Source organism: Pseudomonas tohonis (assembly GCF_012767755.2).
In the GTDB taxonomy this organism is placed as follows: Bacteria; Pseudomonadota; Gammaproteobacteria; order Pseudomonadales; family Pseudomonadaceae; genus Metapseudomonas; species Metapseudomonas tohonis.
In genome coordinates, this window is the sequence record NZ_AP023189.1 from 756,307 (window position 1) to 775,425 (window position 19,119).

Sequence of the window (19,119 nt, forward strand, 5' to 3'; positions counted from 1 at the left end):
CCGCTAGGATCTGTCGCCCGTACTTTCTTGGGCGTTCCCATGACCCCTCTCCTATGCAGCAGGTTGGCAGGTGCCCTGGCGCTCATGCTCTCCGGGCTCACCTGGGGAGCCAATTGCACCGGCTCCGGCCAGAAGACCCAGTTCCCGCTTCCGACCACCCTTTCCCAGCAGCGCGATGCCCCGGTCGGCACGGTGCTTTACGACACCAACGACTGGATCGGCACGGGTGAGGCCAGCGTGAGCTGCTTCGGTGCGGGCACCTTCAAGCACAGCCATGGCTACTACACAGCGGCCACCCCAACCGCACAGGCCAACGTCTATGAAACAGGTGTGCCCGGTGTCGGCATCAAGGTGGCCTGGAACAACAGCGCCAACCAACCGTCGCTCCCAATGAGCGGTGGCGTCTACATGGGCTACCCCCGGTATGAGGTGCAGGCGCCGGGGGGCAAGTACGTGCCCGCCCAGCGCTGGTGGATCCAGCTGATCAAGACCGGGCCCATCGCAACGGGCACCTTCAACATCCCACCGATCCGCGTGTACTACGACAACGTGCTGACCAACGAGCTGACCTTCCCGGCCTCGCAACTGGTGTTCACCAAGAAGGGCTGCCGCCTGCTCACCCCCAACACCACGGTGCAGTTGCCCATCGCCAACCTGCACCACTTCAGCGGGGTCGGCAGCGGTGCCAGGCCGAAGGCCTTCAACCTCGAGCTCGACTGCGACCCCGATGTCCGCATCTCCTATCGCGTGGACGGGTTGCAGGCCGCCGACTCGGTGCTCAAGAACAGCGAAGGCAGCGGCATGGCCAGGGGCGTGGGGGTGCAACTGCTCAAGGGCGCGGGCGGCGGGACGCCCCTGGTGCTGGGGGCCAAGGCCTACCACCTGAACATCGGCGCAGCCGGCGGCTCCAGCGTGATCCCCCTGATCGCGCGCTATTACCAGGTCGAGCCCACGGTCAGCCCCGGCGCGGTGATCACCACCGCCACCCTCACGCTGTTCTACGAATGACGCCCCTCAAGCCCCGAACAGCTGGCGCAGCGCGCTGGGGGAGAGCCCCGTCCAGCGCCTGAGCGAGCGGCGGAAGTTGGTGCTGTCGTGGAAGCGCAGGTACGCCGCCACCTCGTCGTTGCCGTAGCCCTTGATGCGGTAGAGGTAGAGCGCCACGTGCTTGCGCACCAGGTCGCGCTGCTCCTGGTAGTGCGTCCCGTGCTTGGCCAGCTTGCGCTTGAAGGTGGCCGGGCTCATGGCGAAGGCCTGGGCCGCATCCTCCAGCACCGGCGCCTCGCGCACCCGCTCCAGCAGCCAGCTGTAGAGCCGGTCCAGCAGGCTGGCGCGATGGCCCAGCGCCTCCAGCTGGCGCGCACATTCCTGGCGCGCCACGCGGCCGGCGGTCTGCGACGCCTCCGGCAGCGCCCGGGTCAGCCAGGCGCGCGGCACCTGCATGGCGTCCACGTGCTGGTCGAAGCGCACCTCCTCCCCCAGGTGCACCCAGTACTGCTCGATGCAGCGCGGCTGGCCATGGGCGAAGTGGTAGCGCCACGGCAGCCGCTCCCCGCCCAGGCGCCGGCACAGCGCCGCCACCGCCGTCATGCTCGCCTCCAGCAGGAAGCGCCGGTATTCCCCCGCCCCGCAGGCGTCCACCCAGTAGAGCCAGGCGTCCTGCTCGTCCAGCAACAGCCGGGGCGCCAGCAACGGCGTCAGCAGCGCCCGCTGGCGGATCAACTGGCCCAGCGCATCCTGCAGGTGCTCGGCGTGCAGCAGGGTGTGGCTGGCGGCGCCGTAGTGGCCGGGCAAAAGCCGCTGGCCGAAGAGAAAGGCCGTGTCGTCGGCGGCCAGCAGGCGCCGGGCATTGCCGACCAGCCCGAGGAACTGCTGCGGGCTGACGAGCTGCCCGCCGGCGAGGATGTCCTCGTAGAACAAACCCGTCCCCCGCAGCAGGCGGTGGCTGTCGATCCCCCGCGAGAGCGCCAGGTCGATCAGCACCGCCGGCTGGCCGTGGGCCGGGATGAAGCGGCTGTCGCACTCGTACCAGTCACCCCTGATGGTCATCGCGCACCTCAGGCACTGTGGGCCAGGCGCGGCGAGCGCGCCTTCGCCAGGGCCAGGTTGAGCCGTTGCAGCAGCGCCTCGGGGCTCTCGTCCAGGGCCATCGCCACCGCCGTGCTGGCGCGCAGTTGCAGGCGCTCGCCGTGCTGGCGGGTGCGGTGGGCGAAGTGCGCCACCGCCTCGCCCAGCTCCGTGGCCAGCTGGTGCGCCTGGCGCTCGCCGGTGTTCGGCAGCAGCACCACGAAGCGGTCGCCGGCCAGGCGGCAGAGCAGGTCCTGGCGGCGCAGGTTGAGCAGCAGCAACTGCGTCAGGGCCAGCAGCAGGTGGTCGCCCTCGGCGTGGCCGAAGCGGTCGTTGACCTGGCTGAAGTCATCGATGTCGAGGATCACCAGCGACAGCGGCTGGCCGTTCGCGGCGGCCTCGCCCAGGCCCAGCTCCAGCTGGCGGCGCAGGTAGTCGGCGTCGCCCAGCGGGGTGAGGGTGTCGAACTGGCGATGCTCGCGGAACAGCCGCTCGCGCTTCTCCATCTGCGCGCTGATGGCCAGCTGCTCGCGGTGCCAGTGGTAGATGCCCAGGGTCAGCAGCACCAGGCCGATGGGCATCGGCACCGACTCCAGCCAGTGGTCCCAGTGCACCGTGTCGGGCATGCGGATGAATTCGTCGAGGCTGTCGATCCACCAGGAGAAGAACACCCCCGCCAGCCCCAGCACCAGCAGGTTGGTCACCCGCCCGGCGGGCCGGCTTTTCAGCACCAGGCCGATCCACACCAGCGCCAGCAGCGCCGAGCCGCCTTCGCCGAGGATGTCCAGCCACACCCACTCCGAGGCCGCCTTCAGGTCGCCCACCGCCAAGTGCAGCAGCAACCCGGCATTGGCAGCCAGGAACAGCGCGGTGAGCTTGAGGCGGTGCAGCTTCAGCAGGGAGGTCATGGGCAGGTCCGCAGGGTTAGACCGGGCCAGCAGAGCAGATGATTGTGACGGCGAGGTTGCAGCGCCGGAGCGGGGTGGGAGGGTCGGATCGGCTCAGGGGACGTGGGGTGTTTTTCAGCATTTCGCGCTGCTTTTGGCAGGGGCGAATTCATTCGCCAGGCAGCCCGCAGGGCTGCTTCTGCGGGGCTGTAGGTAGCGGCGGACCTGCGCTCCGCTGGGCGAATGAATTCGCCCCTACCGCGGCGTGGGCGGGTCCTATCAGCTCAAAACCCCGGGGCTACCCCCGCAAAACCCCGCCATTCCCGCCCGGTGCCGTTGCCCTGTCACAGAAGCTTCATCCGCGCTGCCTAGCGTCCGCTCCCACATTGCCGGGCCATTTGCCTGGCCTGGAACCACTCCTGGGGAGAGCATTCATGTACAAGCGCAGCACCGCCGCCCGGCTCGCGGGCTTCACCTTCAGCGCACTGACCCTGGCCATGGCCGGCGTCGCGCTGGCCGCCGACGAGGGCGCCGCCGGCGCCACCGAGCACGTCGAGGTGGTCGGCCAGGCCGTGAGCATCGACAAGGCCCTGAAGGAGCAACGCGCCTCCGACAGCGTCGAGAGCGTGGTGCATGCCGATGGCGTCGCCCAGCTGCCGGACCAGAACGCCGCCGAAGCGGTGCAGCGCCTGCCCGGCGTCTCGGTGGAGCGCGACCAGGGCGAAGGCCGCTTCGTCAGCGTGCGCGGCCTGGGCCCGGACCTGAACAGCGTCACCATCAACGGCACCCTGGTGCCCGCCCCGGAAAGCGACCGTCGCGCCGTGGCCCTGGACGTGCTGCCCGCCGAGCTGGTGCAGTCGCTCACCGTGATCAAGACCCTCACCCCGGACATGGACGCCAACTCCCTCGGCGGCACCATCGACGTGGAGAGCCTCTCTGCCTTCGACCACGAGGGCCTGTTCTACACCGGCAGTACCGAAGCGAGTTACGACGAGAACACCGACAAGACCAGCCCCAAGTTCTCCGGCGCCATCAGCGACCGCTTCAGCCTGGGCGATGGTATCGACAACTTCGGCGTGGCCGCCGCCCTGAGCTGGCAGGAGCGCAAGTTCGGCTCCGACAACGTCGAGACCGGCGGCGCCTGGGACTTCGAGGACGGCGCCCGCCTGGAGGAGCTGGAACAGCGTGACTACGCCATCACCCGCGAGCGTGCCGGCGGCGGCCTCAACTTCGACTACAAGCCCGACGACAGCTCCAGCTACTACCTGCGCACCCTCTACAGCCGCTTCAAGGACACCGAGACGCGCAACGCTGCCGGCATCGAGTTCGACGACGCGCGCCTGCCGGGCGAGACCGGCGACGGCGAGGGCTACCGCGAGCTGAAGGACCGCGAGGAAACCCAGGAGATCCAGTCCTACGTGTTCGGCGGCGAACGCATGATGGGCCTGTGGACCCTGAGCGGGCAGGCCGGCTACAGCCGCTCCAGCGAAGACAGCCCCGGCCACATCGCCGGTGCCACCTTCGAAGGCATCCGCGACTTCACCGGCACCGGCTTCGACGACAGCAAGAAGCCCCGCCTCAACGTCGAGGACGCGTTCTATGACCCGGCCAACTTCGCCCTCGACAAGATCGACTGGGAAAAGCAGAACACCCGGGACACCGAGAAGAACATCCGCCTCGACCTCGCCCGTGACTACGACCTCTCCGGCTACGCCGCCCAGGCCAAGTTCGGCGGCAAGCTCAGCCGCCGCGACAAGACCAACGACCTGGAAGCCTGGACCTACGAGGACCTGGACACCTTCTTCAGCGACGAACAGCTCAACCTCGGCCAGTTCCAGAAGGGCACCGTGCACTACGCCCTCGACCGCTTCGGCCCCGGCATCAGCGCCAGCGCCATCAAGGGCCTGATCGGCCAGCTCGATGCCGCCGACTTCTACAACGAGGAAGAGTCGCGGGTGAACGACTTCGACATGAGCGAAGACATCAACGCCGCCTACCTCATGAACACCCTGGACGTGGACGACTGGCGCTTCATCGTCGGCATGCGCTACGAGGGCACCGAGTTCGAAGCCAAGGGCACCGGCATCCGCGATGGCGACTACGAGAGCATCGAGCGCAAGCGCGACTACCACCACTGGCTGCCCGGCCTGCACGCCCGCTACCAGCTGGACAAGGACACCCAACTGCGCGCCGCCTGGACCAAGAGCGTGGTGCGCCCCACCTTCGGCCAGCTGGCCCCGGGCTTCGTCATCGACGGCGACGAGGCCAGCTTCGGCAACCCCGACCTGTCGCCGCTGGAGTCGAGCAACCTCGACCTGGGCATCGAGCACTACCTGGGCCGCGCCGGCGTGGTCTCCGCCTTCCTCTTCTACAAGGACATCGACAACTTCATCTACAACACCGACCTCGCCGGCACCGGCGCCTGGGCGACCTTCGACGAGGCCAACACCTACGCCAACGGCGACAGCGCCAAGCTCTACGGCCTGGAACTGGCCTACTCGCAGAAGTTCGACTGGCTGCCCGCGCCCTGGAACGGCCTGCTGCTGGGCGCCAACGCCACCTTCAGCCGCTCCGACGCCAGCATCGAGGGCTTCGACGCCGCCAGTGGCCGCACCCTCGAGCGCGACATCGACCTGCCCAACCAGTCCGACACCGTCGGCAACCTGATGCTCGGCTGGGAGAACGACACGCTCAGCCTGCGCCTCTCGGCCAACTACAAGTCCGACTACCTGTTCGAAGTAGCCCCGGTGGGCGACCGCCAGCACGACCTGCACGTGGATGCGCAGACCTTCGTCGACTTCAGCGCCCGCTACTTCCTGACGAAGGAGCTGCAGCTGTCCTTCGAGGCGCAGAACCTCACCGACGAGCACTACTACGTCTACACCGGGCGCCGCAGCTACAACGCCCAGTACGAGGAATACGGCCCCACCTACACGATCGGCCTGACCTTCACCCACTTCTGATCGCCACGCCCTCCCCACCGGGGAGGGCGGCACCCCCGTATCGCCTGGAACCGCCCGATGACCGCTATCCGCCCCCGCACCGCCCTGCTGTTCGCCGCCCTGTTCGGCCTGGCCGCCTGCCAGCCGCGCCCGGCCGCCGAGTCCTCGTCCCCCCGGCTCGACCTCAGCCCATGGGGCGCCTCCGCCCTCAAGGCCGAAGACCTCCGCCCGCTGCCCGGCAGCGACGCCCGCCTGGCCGCCAGCGAGCGCGACGGCCTGCTCCTGCTCGACGGCGAAGGCCGCGAGCGGGCGCGCCTGCCGGGCTCCTTCTCCGGCCTCGACCTGCGCAGCGCCGGGCCCCGGGGCGTGATCGTCGCCAGCCTCGACAACGCCACCCAGCAGGCCACCCTGGTGAGCCTGGACACCGAAGCCCAGCGCTGGGGCGCCCCGCTGCAGCTGCCGGCCCGCGACTACGCCGTCGCCGGGCTCTGCCTGTACCGCGACGACGCGCGCAACCTCTACCTGTTCCTGGTGGGCGAGGACGGCCACGGCGAACAGTGGCTGGTGGGCGCCGGCCCGCGCCTGAATGCCGAGGCCCGGCGCGTGCGCGGCCTGGCCCTGCCACCGGCGGCCGAATACTGCCAGGTGGACGACGCTGCCAACCGCCTGTTCGTCAACGAAGAGAACGTCGGCCTCTGGGCCTACCCGGCCCACCCGGAAGCCGACAGCGCCCGCGTGCCGGTGGACCTGGTGGCCCCCTTCGGCGGCCTGGCGAAACGCGCCGGGGCCATGGCCGTGGTGCCCGGCGGCCTGCTGGCGCTGGACCCGTCCGCCGCCCGCCTGCACCTCTACCAGCAGCAGGGCGAGGCCTGGCAGGCCGTGGCCAGCCTGCCGCTGCCGGGCCTGGACGAGCCCGAGCGCATCGCCGTGGCCGCCAGCGCCAAGGGCACCGAGCTGCTGCTGCAGGACGACGCCAGCGGGCGCTTCCACCAGGGCCGGCTGGACTGGCAGGCGCAGCCTGTGGCCCTGCCGCCGGCGCTGCCCGGCGTCGCCGCCCTGCGCCAGAGCGAGCCGGTGGGCCGCCAGGGCGATGCGGCGGACGACCCGGCCATCTGGGTCAACCCCAACGATGCGGCCGCCAGCCGCGTGCTCGGCACCAACAAGAAGCAGGGCCTGCTGGTCTACGGCCTCGACGGCCAGCTGCTGCAGGAACTGCCGGTGGGCCGCCTGAACAACGTCGACGTGCGCCCCGGCTTCGCCCTCGGCGGCCAGCGGGTCGACCTCGCCGTGGCCAGCAACCGCGACCGCAACAGCCTCAGCCTGTTCGCCATCGACCGCGCCACGGGCGAGGTGAAGCCGGCCGGCGAGGTGCCCACCCCGCTGAAGGAGATCTACGGCATCTGCCTGTTCCAGCCGGCCTCCGGCGAGCTCTACGCCTTCGCCAACGGCAAGGACGGGCGCTTCCTGCAATACCGCCTGGACGGCGCCGGCGGCGCGGCGAGCGGGCAGCTGGTGCGCGAGTTCCGCGTCGACAGCCAGCCCGAGGGCTGTGTCGCCGACGACCAGCGCCAGCGCCTGTTCATCGGCGAGGAGGACGTCGGCGTCTGGGCCCTGGACGCGCGCGCCGACGCCCCCGCCGACCTCGCCTCGGTGATGAAGGTGGGCGACGCGCTGCACGCCGACGTCGAGGGCCTGGCCCTCTACCAGAGCGAGGCCCGCGACTACCTGGTGATCTCCAGCCAGGGCAACGACAGCTACGTGGTGCTCGACGCCGAGCCGCCCTTCGCCCTGCGCGGCGCCTTCCGCGTCGGCCTCAACGCCGCCGCCGGCATCGACGGCGCCTCGGAGACCGACGGCCTGGAAGTCACCTCCGCCAACCTCGGCGGCCCCTGGAGCCAGGGAATGCTGGTGGTGCAGGACGGCCGCAAGCGCATGCCCGAGCAGACCCAGAACTTCAAGTTCGTGCCCTGGGCCGAGGTGGCCCGGACCCTGGGCCTGCACTGAAGCGCTGTCATCAATCCGTCACCACCGCGTAATCGAATAGGGCCAGCGGGCCCGGCAACACGAGGAACCGAACCATGCACGCAACACTGGAACAGATGACCGTCTGGGGCCTGATCAGCGACGCCAGCCTGCTGGTGAAAGGGGTGATGGCGATCCTGCTGCTCGCCTCCCTGTTCAGCTGGTACCTGATCGTCCAGCGCGGTGCCCTGCTGGGGCGCGTCGAGCGGCAGGCCAAGGCCTTCCTGGCGCGCCTGCGCGGCACCGCCGAACTCGGCCAGCTGCAGCGCAAGGACGGCGAGCCGGACGAGGACGCCGCCCTGGAGCGCATCTTCCACGCCGGCTACCAGGCGTTCGCCCAGCTGCGCCGCGAGCCGGGCATCGCCCCGGACATTGTGGTGGACGGTGTCGAGCGCAGCCTCTACGTCGCCATCGCCGAGGAGGAGGAGCGCCTGGAGAAGGGCCTCACCTTCCTCGCCACCGTCGGCTCGGTCAGCCCCTACATCGGCCTGTTCGGCACCGTGTGGGGGATCATGAATTCCTTCATCGGCCTGTCCCAGGTGCAGCAGGCGACCCTCTCCACCGTGGCCCCGGGCATCGCCGAAGCGCTGATCGCCACCGCCATCGGCCTGTTCGCCGCCATCCCCGCGGTGATCGCCTACAACCGCTTCTCGGCCCGCGTCCAGGGGCTGGTGGCGCGCTACTACGCCTTCGGCAACGAGCTGCAGGGCCGCCTGCAACGCCGGCTGGTCGGCACCAACCCCGTCGCCGCCGCGGCCTGAGGTGCAGCATGCTCGTCCGCCCCCAGCGCAAGCACGGCCCCAAGGCCGAAATGAACGTGGTGCCCTACATCGACGTGATGCTGGTGCTGCTGGTGATCTTCATGGTCACCGCGCCGATGCTCACCCAGGGCGTGAAGATCGAACTGCCAAAGGTGGCCAGCGAGGCGCTGCCCCGTGACAGCCAGCAGCGCATCCTCACCCTCTCGGTGCAGGCCGACGGCGGCTACTACTGGAACCTCGGCACCGAGCTGGACACCGAAAACCGGACCGACAGCGCCGTGGCCCTGGAGGAGATGACCGCCAAGGTGGGCGCGCTGATCGCCGAGCGCGGCGACACCCAGGTGTACATCCGCGCCGACCAGGACGCCGGCTACGGCAAGGTGGTGGCCGCCATGGCCGCGCTGCAGCAGGGCGGGGTGGCCAACCTCGGGCTGATCACCGAGGCGCCGCAATGAGCGTGATGGTCATGGGCGACACCCCGCTTTCCCGCCTGCGCCTGCCCGCTGCCGGGTTCTGGCGCCACGCCTTCGCCGCCGGCTGCGCCCTGGCCCTGCACCTGGCTGCGCTGGTGCTGCTGATGGCCGGCTGGGCCCCCGAACGCCCGGCCGAACCCGTGCAGCGGGTGCTCACCACCCAGCTCATCAGCCTGCCCGCGCCGGTGCCCGAACCGGCCCCCGCGCCCCCGGCGCCGGTGCAGCCGGCCGTGGCCGAGCCCGCCCCGGTGGCGCCACCCCCGGTGCCGCTCGAACCGCCGAAGCCGCAGGTCGACCCGCGCATCGAGCAGCGCAAGCAGGAGCAGGCCGCCCTGGCGCGCAAGCGGGTGGAGGAGCAGAAGCGCCAGGAGCAGGTGCAGCGGGAAACCCAGCGCCGCGAGCAGCAGCGCCTGGAGGCCGAGCGCGTCGCCGCCGAACAGCAGCGCCAGCTCGACCTGGCCCGCCAGGCGGAACAGCAACGCCAGGCCGCCGAGCGCGCGCGCCAGGCCGCTGCCGAAGCCGCCGCCAACAGCCGCCAGTACCTGCCGATCGCCAAGGAAGCGCCGGACTACCCCCAGCGCGCCCTCGACAAGGGCATCCAGGGCGACTGCACGGTGGAGTACCGGGTCAACCCGCAAGGCCGCGTCGAGGACCCGCAGGTGGTGGGCGACTGTCACCCGCTGTTCATCCGCCCGTCACTGGCCGCGGCGCAGACTTTCCGCTACCAGCCGCGCCTGGAGAACGGCCAGCCCGTGGCCGTGCCCGGCGTGCGCAACACCTTCCACTACCGCATCGAACGCTGAGCGCGCAGCGCCGGCGCAGACCAGAAGAGAGACGTGATGAACCAGGACTTCGCAGCCTTCCATGCCGCACTCGCCGCCCACGACGACGAGGCCATCAACCCCAGCGGCAACCGCAGCCTGGACCGGATGGTCGATGCCGGCCGCCGCAACGTGCTCAAGGGTGGCCTGGCGATGGCGGCCCTGGGCTTCTTCGGCGGCGGCATCAGCGCCTGCCGCGCGGTGGCCGACGACGGGTTGCTGGGCTTCAAGGGCGTGCCCCAGCAGTTCGATGCCAAATTCGACCAGGTCATCGTCGCCGAGGGCTACAGCGCCCGGCCGTTCTTCTCCTGGGGCGACGCCGTGCTCGCCGATGCGCCGGCCTTCAAGGGCGATGCCAGCGAAACCTGGGAGGACCAGCTCAAGCAGGCCGGCGACAACCACGACGGCATGCACTTCTTCCCCTTCCCGGAGGCGCCCAACGACCACGGCCTGCTGGTGATCAACCACGAATACATCAACCCCACCCTGCACGCCGCCGGCATCGTCTACGTCGACGGCAAGCGCAAGGCGGAGGACGTGAAGAAGGAGCAGGCCGCCCACGGCGTCAGCGTCATCGAGGTGAAGAAGGACGGCAGCGGCCACTGGCAGCGGGTCGCCGGCTCGCGCTACAACCGCCGCATCTCCACCCTCACCCCCATGCAGCTCAGCGGCCCGCTGGCCGGCCACCCGCTGATGAAGACCGCCTCCGACCCCAGCGGGCGGGAGGTGATCGGCACCCTCAACAACTGCTCCATGGGCGTCACCCCCTGGGGCACCTACCTCGCCTGCGAGGAGAACTGGCACAACTACTTCATCAACCGCGACGCGGCCGACCATGCCCAGCGCGTGTCCCACAAGCGCTACGGCATCGCCAGGGAAGGGTTGAGCAAGAACTACGGCTGGGAGACCGCCGACCCCCGCTTCGACGCCACGCCCTACCGCGACCAGCCCCACGACGGCCACGTGCAGGAGCCGCACCGCTTCGGCTGGGTGGTGGAGATCGACCCCTTCGACCCCACTAGCACGCCGAAGAAGCGCACCGCCGTCGGCCGCTTCTGCCGCGAGTGCTCCACCCTGTCCCTCGGCAAGGACGGGCGCATGGCCTACTACTACGGCGACGACACCAAGGGCGAGTACATCTACAAGTTCGTGCCCAGCGGCCGCTTCGACGCCGCCAACCCCAGGGCCGCCCGCGACCTGCTGGACGAGGGCACCCTCTACGTCGCCCGCTTCGACGACGACGGCAAGGGCCAGTGGCTGGCCCTGGTGCACGGGCAGAACGGCCTCACCGCCGAGAACGGCTTCCCCAGCCAGGCCGAGGTGCTGCTCAACGCCCGCGCCGCCGGCGACCGGGTGGGCGCCACGCCCATGGACCGGCCCGAGTGGGTGGCCGCGCACCCGGAGACCCGCGAGGTCTACGTCACCCTCACCAACAACGACGAGCGCGGCGCCAAGAAGCCGCTCAACGCCGCCAACCCGCGCCCGCACAACCTGCACGGGCAGATCCTGCGCTGGAACGAGGCGGGCGGCGACCCCACCGCCACCACCTTCGAATGGGAGATCTTCCTGCTCGCCGGCGAACCCCAGGGAGCGAAGGACGACAAGGGCCAGCCGGTGCCGGCCAACCTCATCGGCACCATCAACGGCGACGCCTTCTCCTCGCCGGACGGCCTGGCCTTCGACCCCGCCGGCCGCCTGTGGATCGAGACCGACTTCGATGACATCGAACCGGCCATGGCGCGCATCGGCTGCAACCAGCTGCTCTGCGCCGACCCCAGGACCCGCGAGGTGCGCCGCTTCCTGGTCGGCCCGCGCGGCTGCGAACTGACCGGCATCACCTTCACCCCGGACGGCCGCAGCATGTGGGTCAACATCCAGCACCCCGGCATCAGCTACCCCGCCAGCGACGGCAAGAGCCGCCCGCGCTCCACCACCGTGCTCATCACCAGGAACGACGGCGGCGTGATCGGCAGCTGATTCCACGCCCGATGCCGGGTTCGACTCCGCGCGTTGGGCCTCGTACCTCGGCCCAACCTGCGGCTGTGCACGACGCCGGCTCCCGTAGGAGCGAGCTCTGCTCGCGAAGCTTGGCTACGCCGAGGGAGCGCTCTCCGTAGGTTGGCGCCGAGCGCAGCGAGGCCCAACGATGCCGGGTTCGACTTCGCGCGTTGGGCCTCGTACCTCGGCCCAACCTACGGCTGTGCACGACGCCGGCTCCCGTCGGAGCGAGCTCTGCTCGCGAAGCTCGGCTAGCCATCGGATGCGGCATTCCGTCGCCCCTTCAAGCGTTTCAACGGCATGTCGCCAGGGGTTGCGAGGCGGCGCCTGACGAGCAGCGGTATGGCCTGAAACCCGTACAAGGATTGATGCAGCGACGGTTCGCGCTGGTGGCGCCATGCCATACTTTTGGCATGTCGGCTTCCATGGGCGATCCCCTGAAAGCTGTTTACCTGAGGGTGCGGGAGGTGAGGTCAGGGATGGATAAGGTCCAGCTGTTGCTCAGCCACTACGCCGAGAGCCGCTACACGCGGCAGCTCAACAAAGGCTTCGGCTGGCTGCGTTTCGAGCCCGAACTGGAGGCGGAATACCGCCTCTCCAACTACCGGGCCTTCCGCACCACGCGTATCGGCGCCCTCTGCACGCTGCTGCTGGCGCTGCTGTTCTTCCTCGGCTTCGACATCTTCTACGCCCTGCGCCACTACGATGCGACGCTGACCCCGGCGATCTTCGGCATGCGCCTGATCGCCCTGGCCGGGATCATGCTCTCGGCGTCCATGGTGCTCTACGGCAACGATCGCTCGGCGGGTGCCTTCTGGGTGCCCTGCACCGTGTTCTTCATCGGCACCACGACGCTGGTCAGCAACATCCTCTACATGCAGGTGCTGGAGCAGGTCGGGATGCCGTTCAACCTCGACGGCATGATCCTGGTGCTGATCGCCATCTTCTTCCCGGTCGGCTACAGCTACTGGGGCTCGGTGGTCTGCGCGGTGGTCACCTTCATCGTCATGCTGGTGGCGATCCCGGTCTTTCTCCCGGAGGGCTATCTCGACGACTTCATCGCCCTGTCCATCTACCCCCTGGTCGCCATGGTCTTCGCCGGCATGTCGCGCTACTTCCAGGAATCCGCCACGCGCCGCCAGTTCCTCACCCGCGCGGCGCTCAAGGAACTGGCCGACAGCGACAGCCTCACCGGGCTGTTCAACCGGCGCATGTTCGAGATCCTCCTCGAGCGCGCCCTGCTCGAAAGCCAGCGGGAGCGCCATTGCCTGGGGCTGATGCTGGTGGATGTGGACTACTTCAAGGCCTACAACGACCGCTATGGCCACCCGATGGGCGACGCCGCCCTGCAGGCGGTGGCGGAGACCCTGGGCGCGCTGCCCCGGCGCTCCCTGGACATCGCCGCCCGCCTGGGGGGCGAGGAGTTCGCCCTGGTGTTCTGCGACCTGGTGCCGGACTTCGCCACCCGCACCGCCGAACGCGTGCGCCAGCGTGTCGAGGCCCTGGGCATCCCCCACGAGGGCTCGCAGGTTTCCGGCGTGCTGACGGTGAGCATCGGCGTGGCCCTGAGCGAGCCGGGCGACACCCGCGCCAGCCTCTACAAGCGCGCGGACGAGGCGCTCTACCGCTCCAAGGGCGAAGGCCGCAACCGCGTGACGGTGGCGGACTGAGGCTCGGGCTGCGGGCCCACTGAAAGGACACCCCCGACATTCCTTTCATGCTTCCTTCACCGCATTTTCACTCCCGGGCCCGCAACCTTGCATCGCGCTGGGGCAGACCGGGTCCGTGCCTCGCGTTGGCGGCCGCCTGCGGTGCGCCTTCTCTTCGGGCGGACCCCGGGAGTCGCGATGAACAAGTTGCCCCAGATCACCCTGGCCTTCTGGATCATGAAGATCTGCGCCACCACGCTCGGCGAGACGGCCGGGGACCTGCTGTCGATGACGCTGGACGTCGGCTATGCGATCAGCTCGCTGATCCTCATCAGCGCGTTCTTCGCCACCCTGCTGACGCAGCTGGCGAGCAAGCGCTACAACCCGCTGGTGTACTGGGCGGTGATCCTTTCCACCAGCACCGCCGGCACCACCATGTCCGACTTCATGGACCGCACCCTGGGCCTGGGCTACGCCACCGGCTCGGCGATCCTGATCGGCATCCTGCTGTGCATCTTCGCGCTGTGGCGGGTCACCGAGGGTTCGCTGTCGGTGGACCGCATCCGTTCGCGGCGCGGCGAGCTGTTCTACTGGGGCGCGATCCTCTTCTCCAACACCCTGGGTACGGCGCTGGGCGACTACCTCGCCGATGATTCCGGGCTCGGCTTCGCCGGTGGCGCGCTGCTGATCGGCGGTGCGCTGGCCATCGTGGTCGCCGCTCACTACCTGACGCGCCTTTCCACCGTGCTGCTGTTCTGGCTGGCCTTCGTGCTCACCCGGCCCTTCGGCGCGACCCTGGGCGACGTGCTGACCAAGAGCCACGAGAAGGGCGGGCTGGACTTCGGCACCGTCGGTTCGTCCCTGGTGCTGGGCGGCGTGCTGCTGATGCTGGTGGTGTACGCGACCTGGGTGCAGCGCCAGCGCGCCGCCTATGCGGAGCTGCCGCTGGCGCGTTCGCCTCAGCGATAGGCCGAGGCGGCGAGGGCGCGGGCGAGGCTCATGTCGTCGGTGCCCGCCGTCGCGGGTTGCTGGTGCAGGGCCTGCAGCGCCCGTTCCAGCTGCGCGCCACGGATGCGCCCGTCGCTGGCGACGAAGGCCGCCGCGTCGTCGCGGGCCAGCGCGTAGACGCCCGGCTCGCGCCGATCACGGCTGAGGTTGCTGGTGGTGGCAGGGGCGAAGGTGGTGGCCGCGCTGCTGCTGAGCAGCCAGGAGCCGGTGCCTTCGTCGGCCATGGCGGCTGCGGGCAGGGCCAGCAGCATCAGGCAGAACGGGATGCGCATGGTTCGTCCTTGATCGCTGGGCTCAGGGCAGGCTCTTGAGGGCCGCGCAGCTGGCCTCGTAGCGCTGGCCGCAGGCGGCCTGGTAGAGGCGCCGGGCCTGGTCCGGGTCGCGCGGCACACCCTGTTCGCCCTTGAGGTAGAGGCTGCCGAGCACGTGCTGGGCCATCGGGTTGCCGGCGGCGGCGGACTGGTTGAGGTACTTCAGCATCGCCTGCTGGTTGGCGTAGGCCGGGTCGTTGCGCCCGGTGTAGAGGTAGGCGAGGCTCACCGCCGCCATGGCGTGGCCCTGGTCGGCGGCGCGCTTCCACCAGAACTCGGCCTGCTTGAGGTCGGCCGGCTTGCTCACGAAGAAATGACTGCCGAGCTGGAACTGGGCTTCCAGGTCGCCGCGCTCGGCGTTGCTGCGCAGCAGCTCCAGAGGCGTGGGCTGGTCCTGCACCTGGTTGGGCAGGCGCTGCGGCGGTGCTTCGGGCTTGGGCTGGTCATGGCTGCAGCCGGCCAGCAGCGCCAGGGCGCAGAGCGCCGCCAGGTATCGTGCTTTCATCCTTTCACTCCTGCCGCCGCGAGGGCTCGCGGCTCGATGGTTCTTGGCGGCTTATCGGACAACAGCTTTCGCCTGGGGTGCAACGCCCTGCTGTGAGCCGGTCGAGGTCGTCGGCATCTCGCCGCTTGGCTTTGTGAAAATCAGATGCTAGATTTTCATGAAATTTATCAATTCAAATTTCATGAGGCCTCGCATGTTCAAGCAATCCGCCCAGCATGTCGGCACCTGGTACGCCGCCAGCTACCCCGGCTCCATCCCCCTGCGCCCGCGCCTGCAGGGCAGCCTGGACAGCGAGGTGCTGATCATCGGCGCCGGCTTCAGCGGCCTGCACACCGCGCTGCGCCTGGCCCTGGCCGGCAAGCGCGTGGTGCTGCTGGAGGCAAGCCGCGTGGCCTGGGCGGCGTCCGGGCGCAATGGGGGGCAGGCGCTGCTGGGCTGGTCGTGCGACATGCCGCCGCTGGAAAAGGCCCTGGGGCAGGAGCGCACCCGCCACCTGTGGGACAGCATGCGCTGGGCCGCCGGCGAGATGCGCGAGCTGCCGCAGCGCCACGGCTTCGATGTCGACTACCGCGTCGGCAGCCTGTGGACGGCGGTGCTGGAGCGTCGCGTCGAACTGCTGCGCGAGGCCCAGCGCGACGCCGAGCAGAAGTGGGGCTACGACGCCATGCGCCTGATCGAGCGCGACGAGCTGCCGGAGTGGATCGACAGCCCGCGCTACAAGGCCGCGCTCTATGACCCGGAGGCCGCCCACCTCAACCCGCTGAAGCTGGCCCAGGGCCTGGCCAGTGCCATCGAGGCGGCCGGCGGGCGCATCTTCGAGCAGAGCCAGGTGCTGGAATACCGCGAGACGCCGGCCGGCTACGTGGCGCGCACGCCCGAGGGCGAGGTGCGTGGCGACGTGCTGGTGCTGGCCTGCAACGCCTATGTCGACGGCCTCGACCGCCAGCTGTCCTCGCGCCTGCTGCCGGTGGGCTCCTACCAGGTGGCCACCGCGCCGCTGGACCCCGAGCTGGCGCGCTCGCTGCTGCCGAGAAACAGCTGCGTGATCGACAACCAGTTCGTGCCCGACTACTTCCGCCTCACCCCCGACCACCGCCTGCTGTTCGGCGGCGGCTGCACCTACCTGGGCGGCCTGCCCAAGGATGTGCCTGCCGCCACCCGGCCCTACCTGGAGCGCGTGTTCCCGCAGCTCAAGGGCGTGCAGATCGACTACGGCTGGGGCGGGCACATCGACGTCACCATGAAGCGCACCCCGGACATCGGCCGCCAGGGCCAGCGCTACTGGCTGCAGGGCTTCTCCGGCCACGGCATCCTGCCGACCCTCGCCGGCGCCCGCGCGGTGGCCGACGCCATCCTCGGCGACGAGCAACTGCTCGCGCTCTACCAGGGCCTGGACAACCCGCGCTTCCCCGGCGGCTCGCTGCTGGCCGCACCGCTGGAAGCCGCCGGCAAAGCCTGGTATCGCTTGCGTGACCTGGCCTGACGCCGGCACCGAAGGAGATCCGACATGGACATGCAAGACGAGATCGAAGGCCTCGCGATCCTCATCCGCGACCTGCGCAAGCACAAGAACCTGACCCTGGGCGAGCTGGCCGCGCGCATCGACCGCTCGGTGGGCTTCCTCTCCCAGGTGGAGCGCGGCCTGTCGCGCCCGACCGTGGCCGACCTCACCGCCATCAGCGAGGCGCTGGGCGTGCCCACGACCTATTTCTATAGCCTCAGCAAGCCCCGCGAGGTGCGCTGGGTGACCCGCCCCGGCGAGCGCCGCACGCTCTACTACGCCGGCGGCATCACCGACGTGCTCGCCTCGCCGAACATGTCGGCCGGCTTCTCCATGCTCGAAAGCCACCTGGAGCCCGGCGCCACCAGCGGCGAAGGCCACCTGGACGACAGCTCCGAGCAGGGCGGCTTCGTGCTCGAAGGCGAGCTCAGCATCTGGCTCGACGACGCGGAGGAGCCGGTGGTGCTGCACCCCAACGACAGCTTCCAGCTGCCGGCCCATGCGCAGTTCCGCTACGCCAACCTTTCCGATAAGCCCACTCGAGTCTTATGGGTATTCACCTGAAATCCGGCCAGAACCTGCTGCGCTTGGCCAGGCTGCGTTGAAACCAGGCTCGGACTGCTCATTTACGGCTCGTAAACTCCGCGTCCTCGCCTGTTTTCGCCTTGCCTGTCCTTCGCTCGCTACGGTTCTGATCCGAATTTCTCCTGCCAACGCCCTGTACGCGAAGGACAAAAACAATGAACGTGCAACATCCCGACCTGCTCGCCGAAGTGCGTGACTTCCGTGCCCGGTACCCGGAAATCCGCTACGTGGACCTGATCTGCCTGGACATCCCCGGGCACTTCTACGGCAAGCGCTACCCGGTGGAGATGCTGGAGAAGGTCGCCGCCGGCGGCCCGCTGAAGCTGCCGCAGAACTGCGTGCTGCTGGGCACCCAGGGCGGGCTGTACCCCATCGGTGACTACTGCTTCGCCGACGGCGACCCGGACGCGCCACGGCGCCTGGTGCCGGGCACCCTCAAGCCGGTGTGCTGGGAGCGCCAGCCGCTGGGGCAGATGCTGATCACCTCCGACGGCACCGAGGCGCCCATCGAGTTCGAACCGCGCGAGGTGCTGGCCCGCGTGCTGCAACGCCTGGCCCGTCGCGGCATCCGCCCGGTGGTGGCCTTCGAGCTGGAGTTCTACCTGTTCGACCGCACGCTCAAGAACGGCCTGCCGCAATACCCCCGCGACGCCCTGTGCGACGACGAGGACGACCAGCCGAACATGCACATCGAGCGCCTGTCGCGCTTCTCCACCGTGCTCCACGAGATGGTCGAGGCCGCCAACCAGCAGGGCGTGGCGGCCAACGTCATCACCGCCGAGCTGGGCCCGGGGCAGTTCGAGATCAACTTCGGCCACTGCGACGACGGCCTCAAGGCCGCCGACTGGGCCGCCCTGTTCTGCCGCAGCACCCGGGGCGTGGCGCTGAAGCACGGCCACCGCGCCAGCTTCATGAGCAAGCCCTACCTGGACGCGCCGGGCAGCGGCATGCACGTGCACGTCAGCCTCTACGACGACGCGGGCAACAACCTGCTCGACGCCGACGGCCAGCGCCCCCTGCGCCACGCCGTGGCCGGCTGCCTGGAGCTGCTGCCGCACTGCATGCCGATCTTCGCCGCCAACCACAACGCCTTCCGCCGCTACGGCGCCATGGTCAACGCCGCCAGCCGCGCCAGCTGGGGCTTCGAAGACCGCGATGCGTGCATCCGCATCCCCGAGTCCGACGGCCGCAACCTGCGCATCGAACACCGCCTGGCCGGCGCCGACGCCAACCCCTACCTGGTGCTGGCGGCCATCCTCACCGGCATGGAACACGGCCTCGACGCCGCGAAAGAGCCCATCCCCCCGCTCAACGAAGACCGCTCCAGCGGCATCGACTTCCCCACCGACATGCCCGCCGCCGTCGCCGCCATGCGCCAGAGCGCAGCCGTGAACGAGGGCCTGGGCAGCGAATTCGTGATGGTCTATTGCGAGAACAAGCGGCAGGAATACCTCGACTTCATCAACGAGGTCAGTGCGCGGGAATATCGGTGGTACATGTAGCGGCGGGGCCGCAGCGGCAAGCAGCAAGCTTCAAGCGGCAAGTCAGTGGCATCGAGGCCTGGGAGCTGACCGGGGCGTAGGGTGGAT

General features: G+C 69.6%; 16 protein-coding genes. 12 read left to right on the top strand and 4 right to left on the bottom strand.

The genetic code is table 11. From position 1 onward, the window contains the following. The first annotated feature begins 39 nt into the window (after positions 1–39). A complete protein-coding gene (locus HSX14_RS03485; RefSeq protein ID WP_173177578.1) occupies positions 40–1,008 on the top strand; it encodes a fimbrial protein in 969 nt (322 codons plus the stop codon). A 6-nt stretch (positions 1,009–1,014) separates the two neighbouring features. Here the strand turns inward: HSX14_RS03485 and HSX14_RS03490 are convergent, their stop codons facing one another. Next, entirely contained in the window at positions 1,015–2,049 is a 1,035-nt protein-coding gene (locus tag HSX14_RS03490) for an AraC family transcriptional regulator (RefSeq protein ID WP_173177580.1), read from the bottom strand. A gap of 8 nt (positions 2,050–2,057) precedes the next feature. Next, positions 2,058–2,975 (bottom strand): GGDEF domain-containing protein, encoded by a 918-nt coding sequence (locus HSX14_RS03495; protein WP_107329735.1) that lies wholly within the window; start codon positions 2,973–2,975, stop codon positions 2,058–2,060. Positions 2,976–3,388: 413 nt separating this feature from the next. Between HSX14_RS03495 and HSX14_RS03500 the strand changes: the two genes are divergently transcribed. The 8 genes from HSX14_RS03500 to HSX14_RS03535 all read left to right on the top strand — a co-directional run bounded on the left by HSX14_RS03500 (position 3,389) and on the right by HSX14_RS03535 (position 14,589). Continuing rightward, a complete protein-coding gene (locus HSX14_RS03500) occupies positions 3,389–5,917 on the top strand; it encodes a TonB-dependent receptor (protein WP_173177582.1) in 2,529 nt (842 codons plus the stop codon). A 57-nt stretch (positions 5,918–5,974) separates the two neighbouring features. Next, positions 5,975–7,900 carry a phytase gene (locus HSX14_RS03505; protein ID WP_173177584.1) on the top strand — a complete coding sequence of 642 codons (1,926 nt, stop codon included), beginning with the start codon at positions 5,975–5,977 and terminating at the stop codon, positions 7,898–7,900. A gap of 74 nt (positions 7,901–7,974) precedes the next feature. After that, entirely contained in the window at positions 7,975–8,679 is a 705-nt protein-coding gene (gene tolQ / locus HSX14_RS03510; protein WP_173177586.1) for a protein TolQ, read from the top strand. 8 nt (positions 8,680–8,687) lie between these two features. After that, a complete protein-coding gene (tolR, locus tag HSX14_RS03515; protein WP_044412031.1) occupies positions 8,688–9,134 on the top strand; it encodes a protein TolR in 447 nt (148 codons plus the stop codon). After that, the gene (locus HSX14_RS03520) at positions 9,131–9,955 is read left to right on the top strand and encodes an energy transducer TonB (protein ID WP_173177588.1); all 825 of its coding nucleotides are present in this window, start codon (positions 9,131–9,133) and stop codon (positions 9,953–9,955) included. Before tolR ends, HSX14_RS03520 begins: the two co-directional genes overlap by 4 nt. Positions 9,956–9,991: 36 nt before the next feature. Next, a complete protein-coding gene (locus HSX14_RS03525) occupies positions 9,992–11,950 on the top strand; it encodes a PhoX family protein (protein ID WP_173177590.1) in 1,959 nt (652 codons plus the stop codon). Between the two features lie 500 nt (positions 11,951–12,450). Continuing rightward, entirely contained in the window at positions 12,451–13,641 is a 1,191-nt protein-coding gene (locus HSX14_RS03530) for a GGDEF domain-containing protein (RefSeq protein WP_173177592.1), read from the top strand. Positions 13,642–13,818: 177 nt separating this feature from the next. Beyond that, positions 13,819–14,589 (top strand): COG4705 family protein, encoded by a 771-nt coding sequence (locus HSX14_RS03535; RefSeq protein ID WP_111259534.1) that lies wholly within the window; start codon positions 13,819–13,821, stop codon positions 14,587–14,589. Here HSX14_RS03535 and HSX14_RS03540 read toward each other — a convergent pair. Both HSX14_RS03540 and HSX14_RS03545 read right to left on the bottom strand, forming a co-directional pair. After that, positions 14,580–14,900: a DUF2388 domain-containing protein gene (locus HSX14_RS03540; protein WP_173177594.1), complete on the bottom strand. Its 321-nt coding sequence runs from the start codon at positions 14,898–14,900 to the stop codon at positions 14,580–14,582. The two genes, HSX14_RS03535 and HSX14_RS03540, sit on opposite strands and share 10 nt — an antisense overlap. 22 nt (positions 14,901–14,922) lie before the next feature. Next, positions 14,923–15,444, bottom strand: coding sequence for a tetratricopeptide repeat protein (locus HSX14_RS03545; RefSeq protein ID WP_173177596.1), 522 nt, complete (start codon positions 15,442–15,444; stop codon positions 14,923–14,925). 193 nt (positions 15,445–15,637) lie between these two features. Between HSX14_RS03545 and HSX14_RS03550 the strand changes: the two genes are divergently transcribed. The 3 genes from HSX14_RS03550 to HSX14_RS03560 all read left to right on the top strand — a co-directional run bounded on the left by HSX14_RS03550 (position 15,638) and on the right by HSX14_RS03560 (position 19,032). After that, positions 15,638–16,927: an NAD(P)/FAD-dependent oxidoreductase gene (locus tag HSX14_RS03550; protein WP_173177598.1), complete on the top strand. Its 1,290-nt coding sequence runs from the start codon at positions 15,638–15,640 to the stop codon at positions 16,925–16,927. A gap of 24 nt (positions 16,928–16,951) precedes the next feature. After that, the gene (locus HSX14_RS03555) at positions 16,952–17,509 is read left to right on the top strand and encodes a helix-turn-helix domain-containing protein (RefSeq protein WP_173177600.1); all 558 of its coding nucleotides are present in this window, start codon (positions 16,952–16,954) and stop codon (positions 17,507–17,509) included. Positions 17,510–17,685: 176 nt separating this feature from the next. Further along, entirely contained in the window at positions 17,686–19,032 is a 1,347-nt protein-coding gene (locus HSX14_RS03560) for a glutamine synthetase family protein (RefSeq protein ID WP_173177602.1), read from the top strand. Positions 19,033–19,119: the final 87 nt, after the last annotated feature.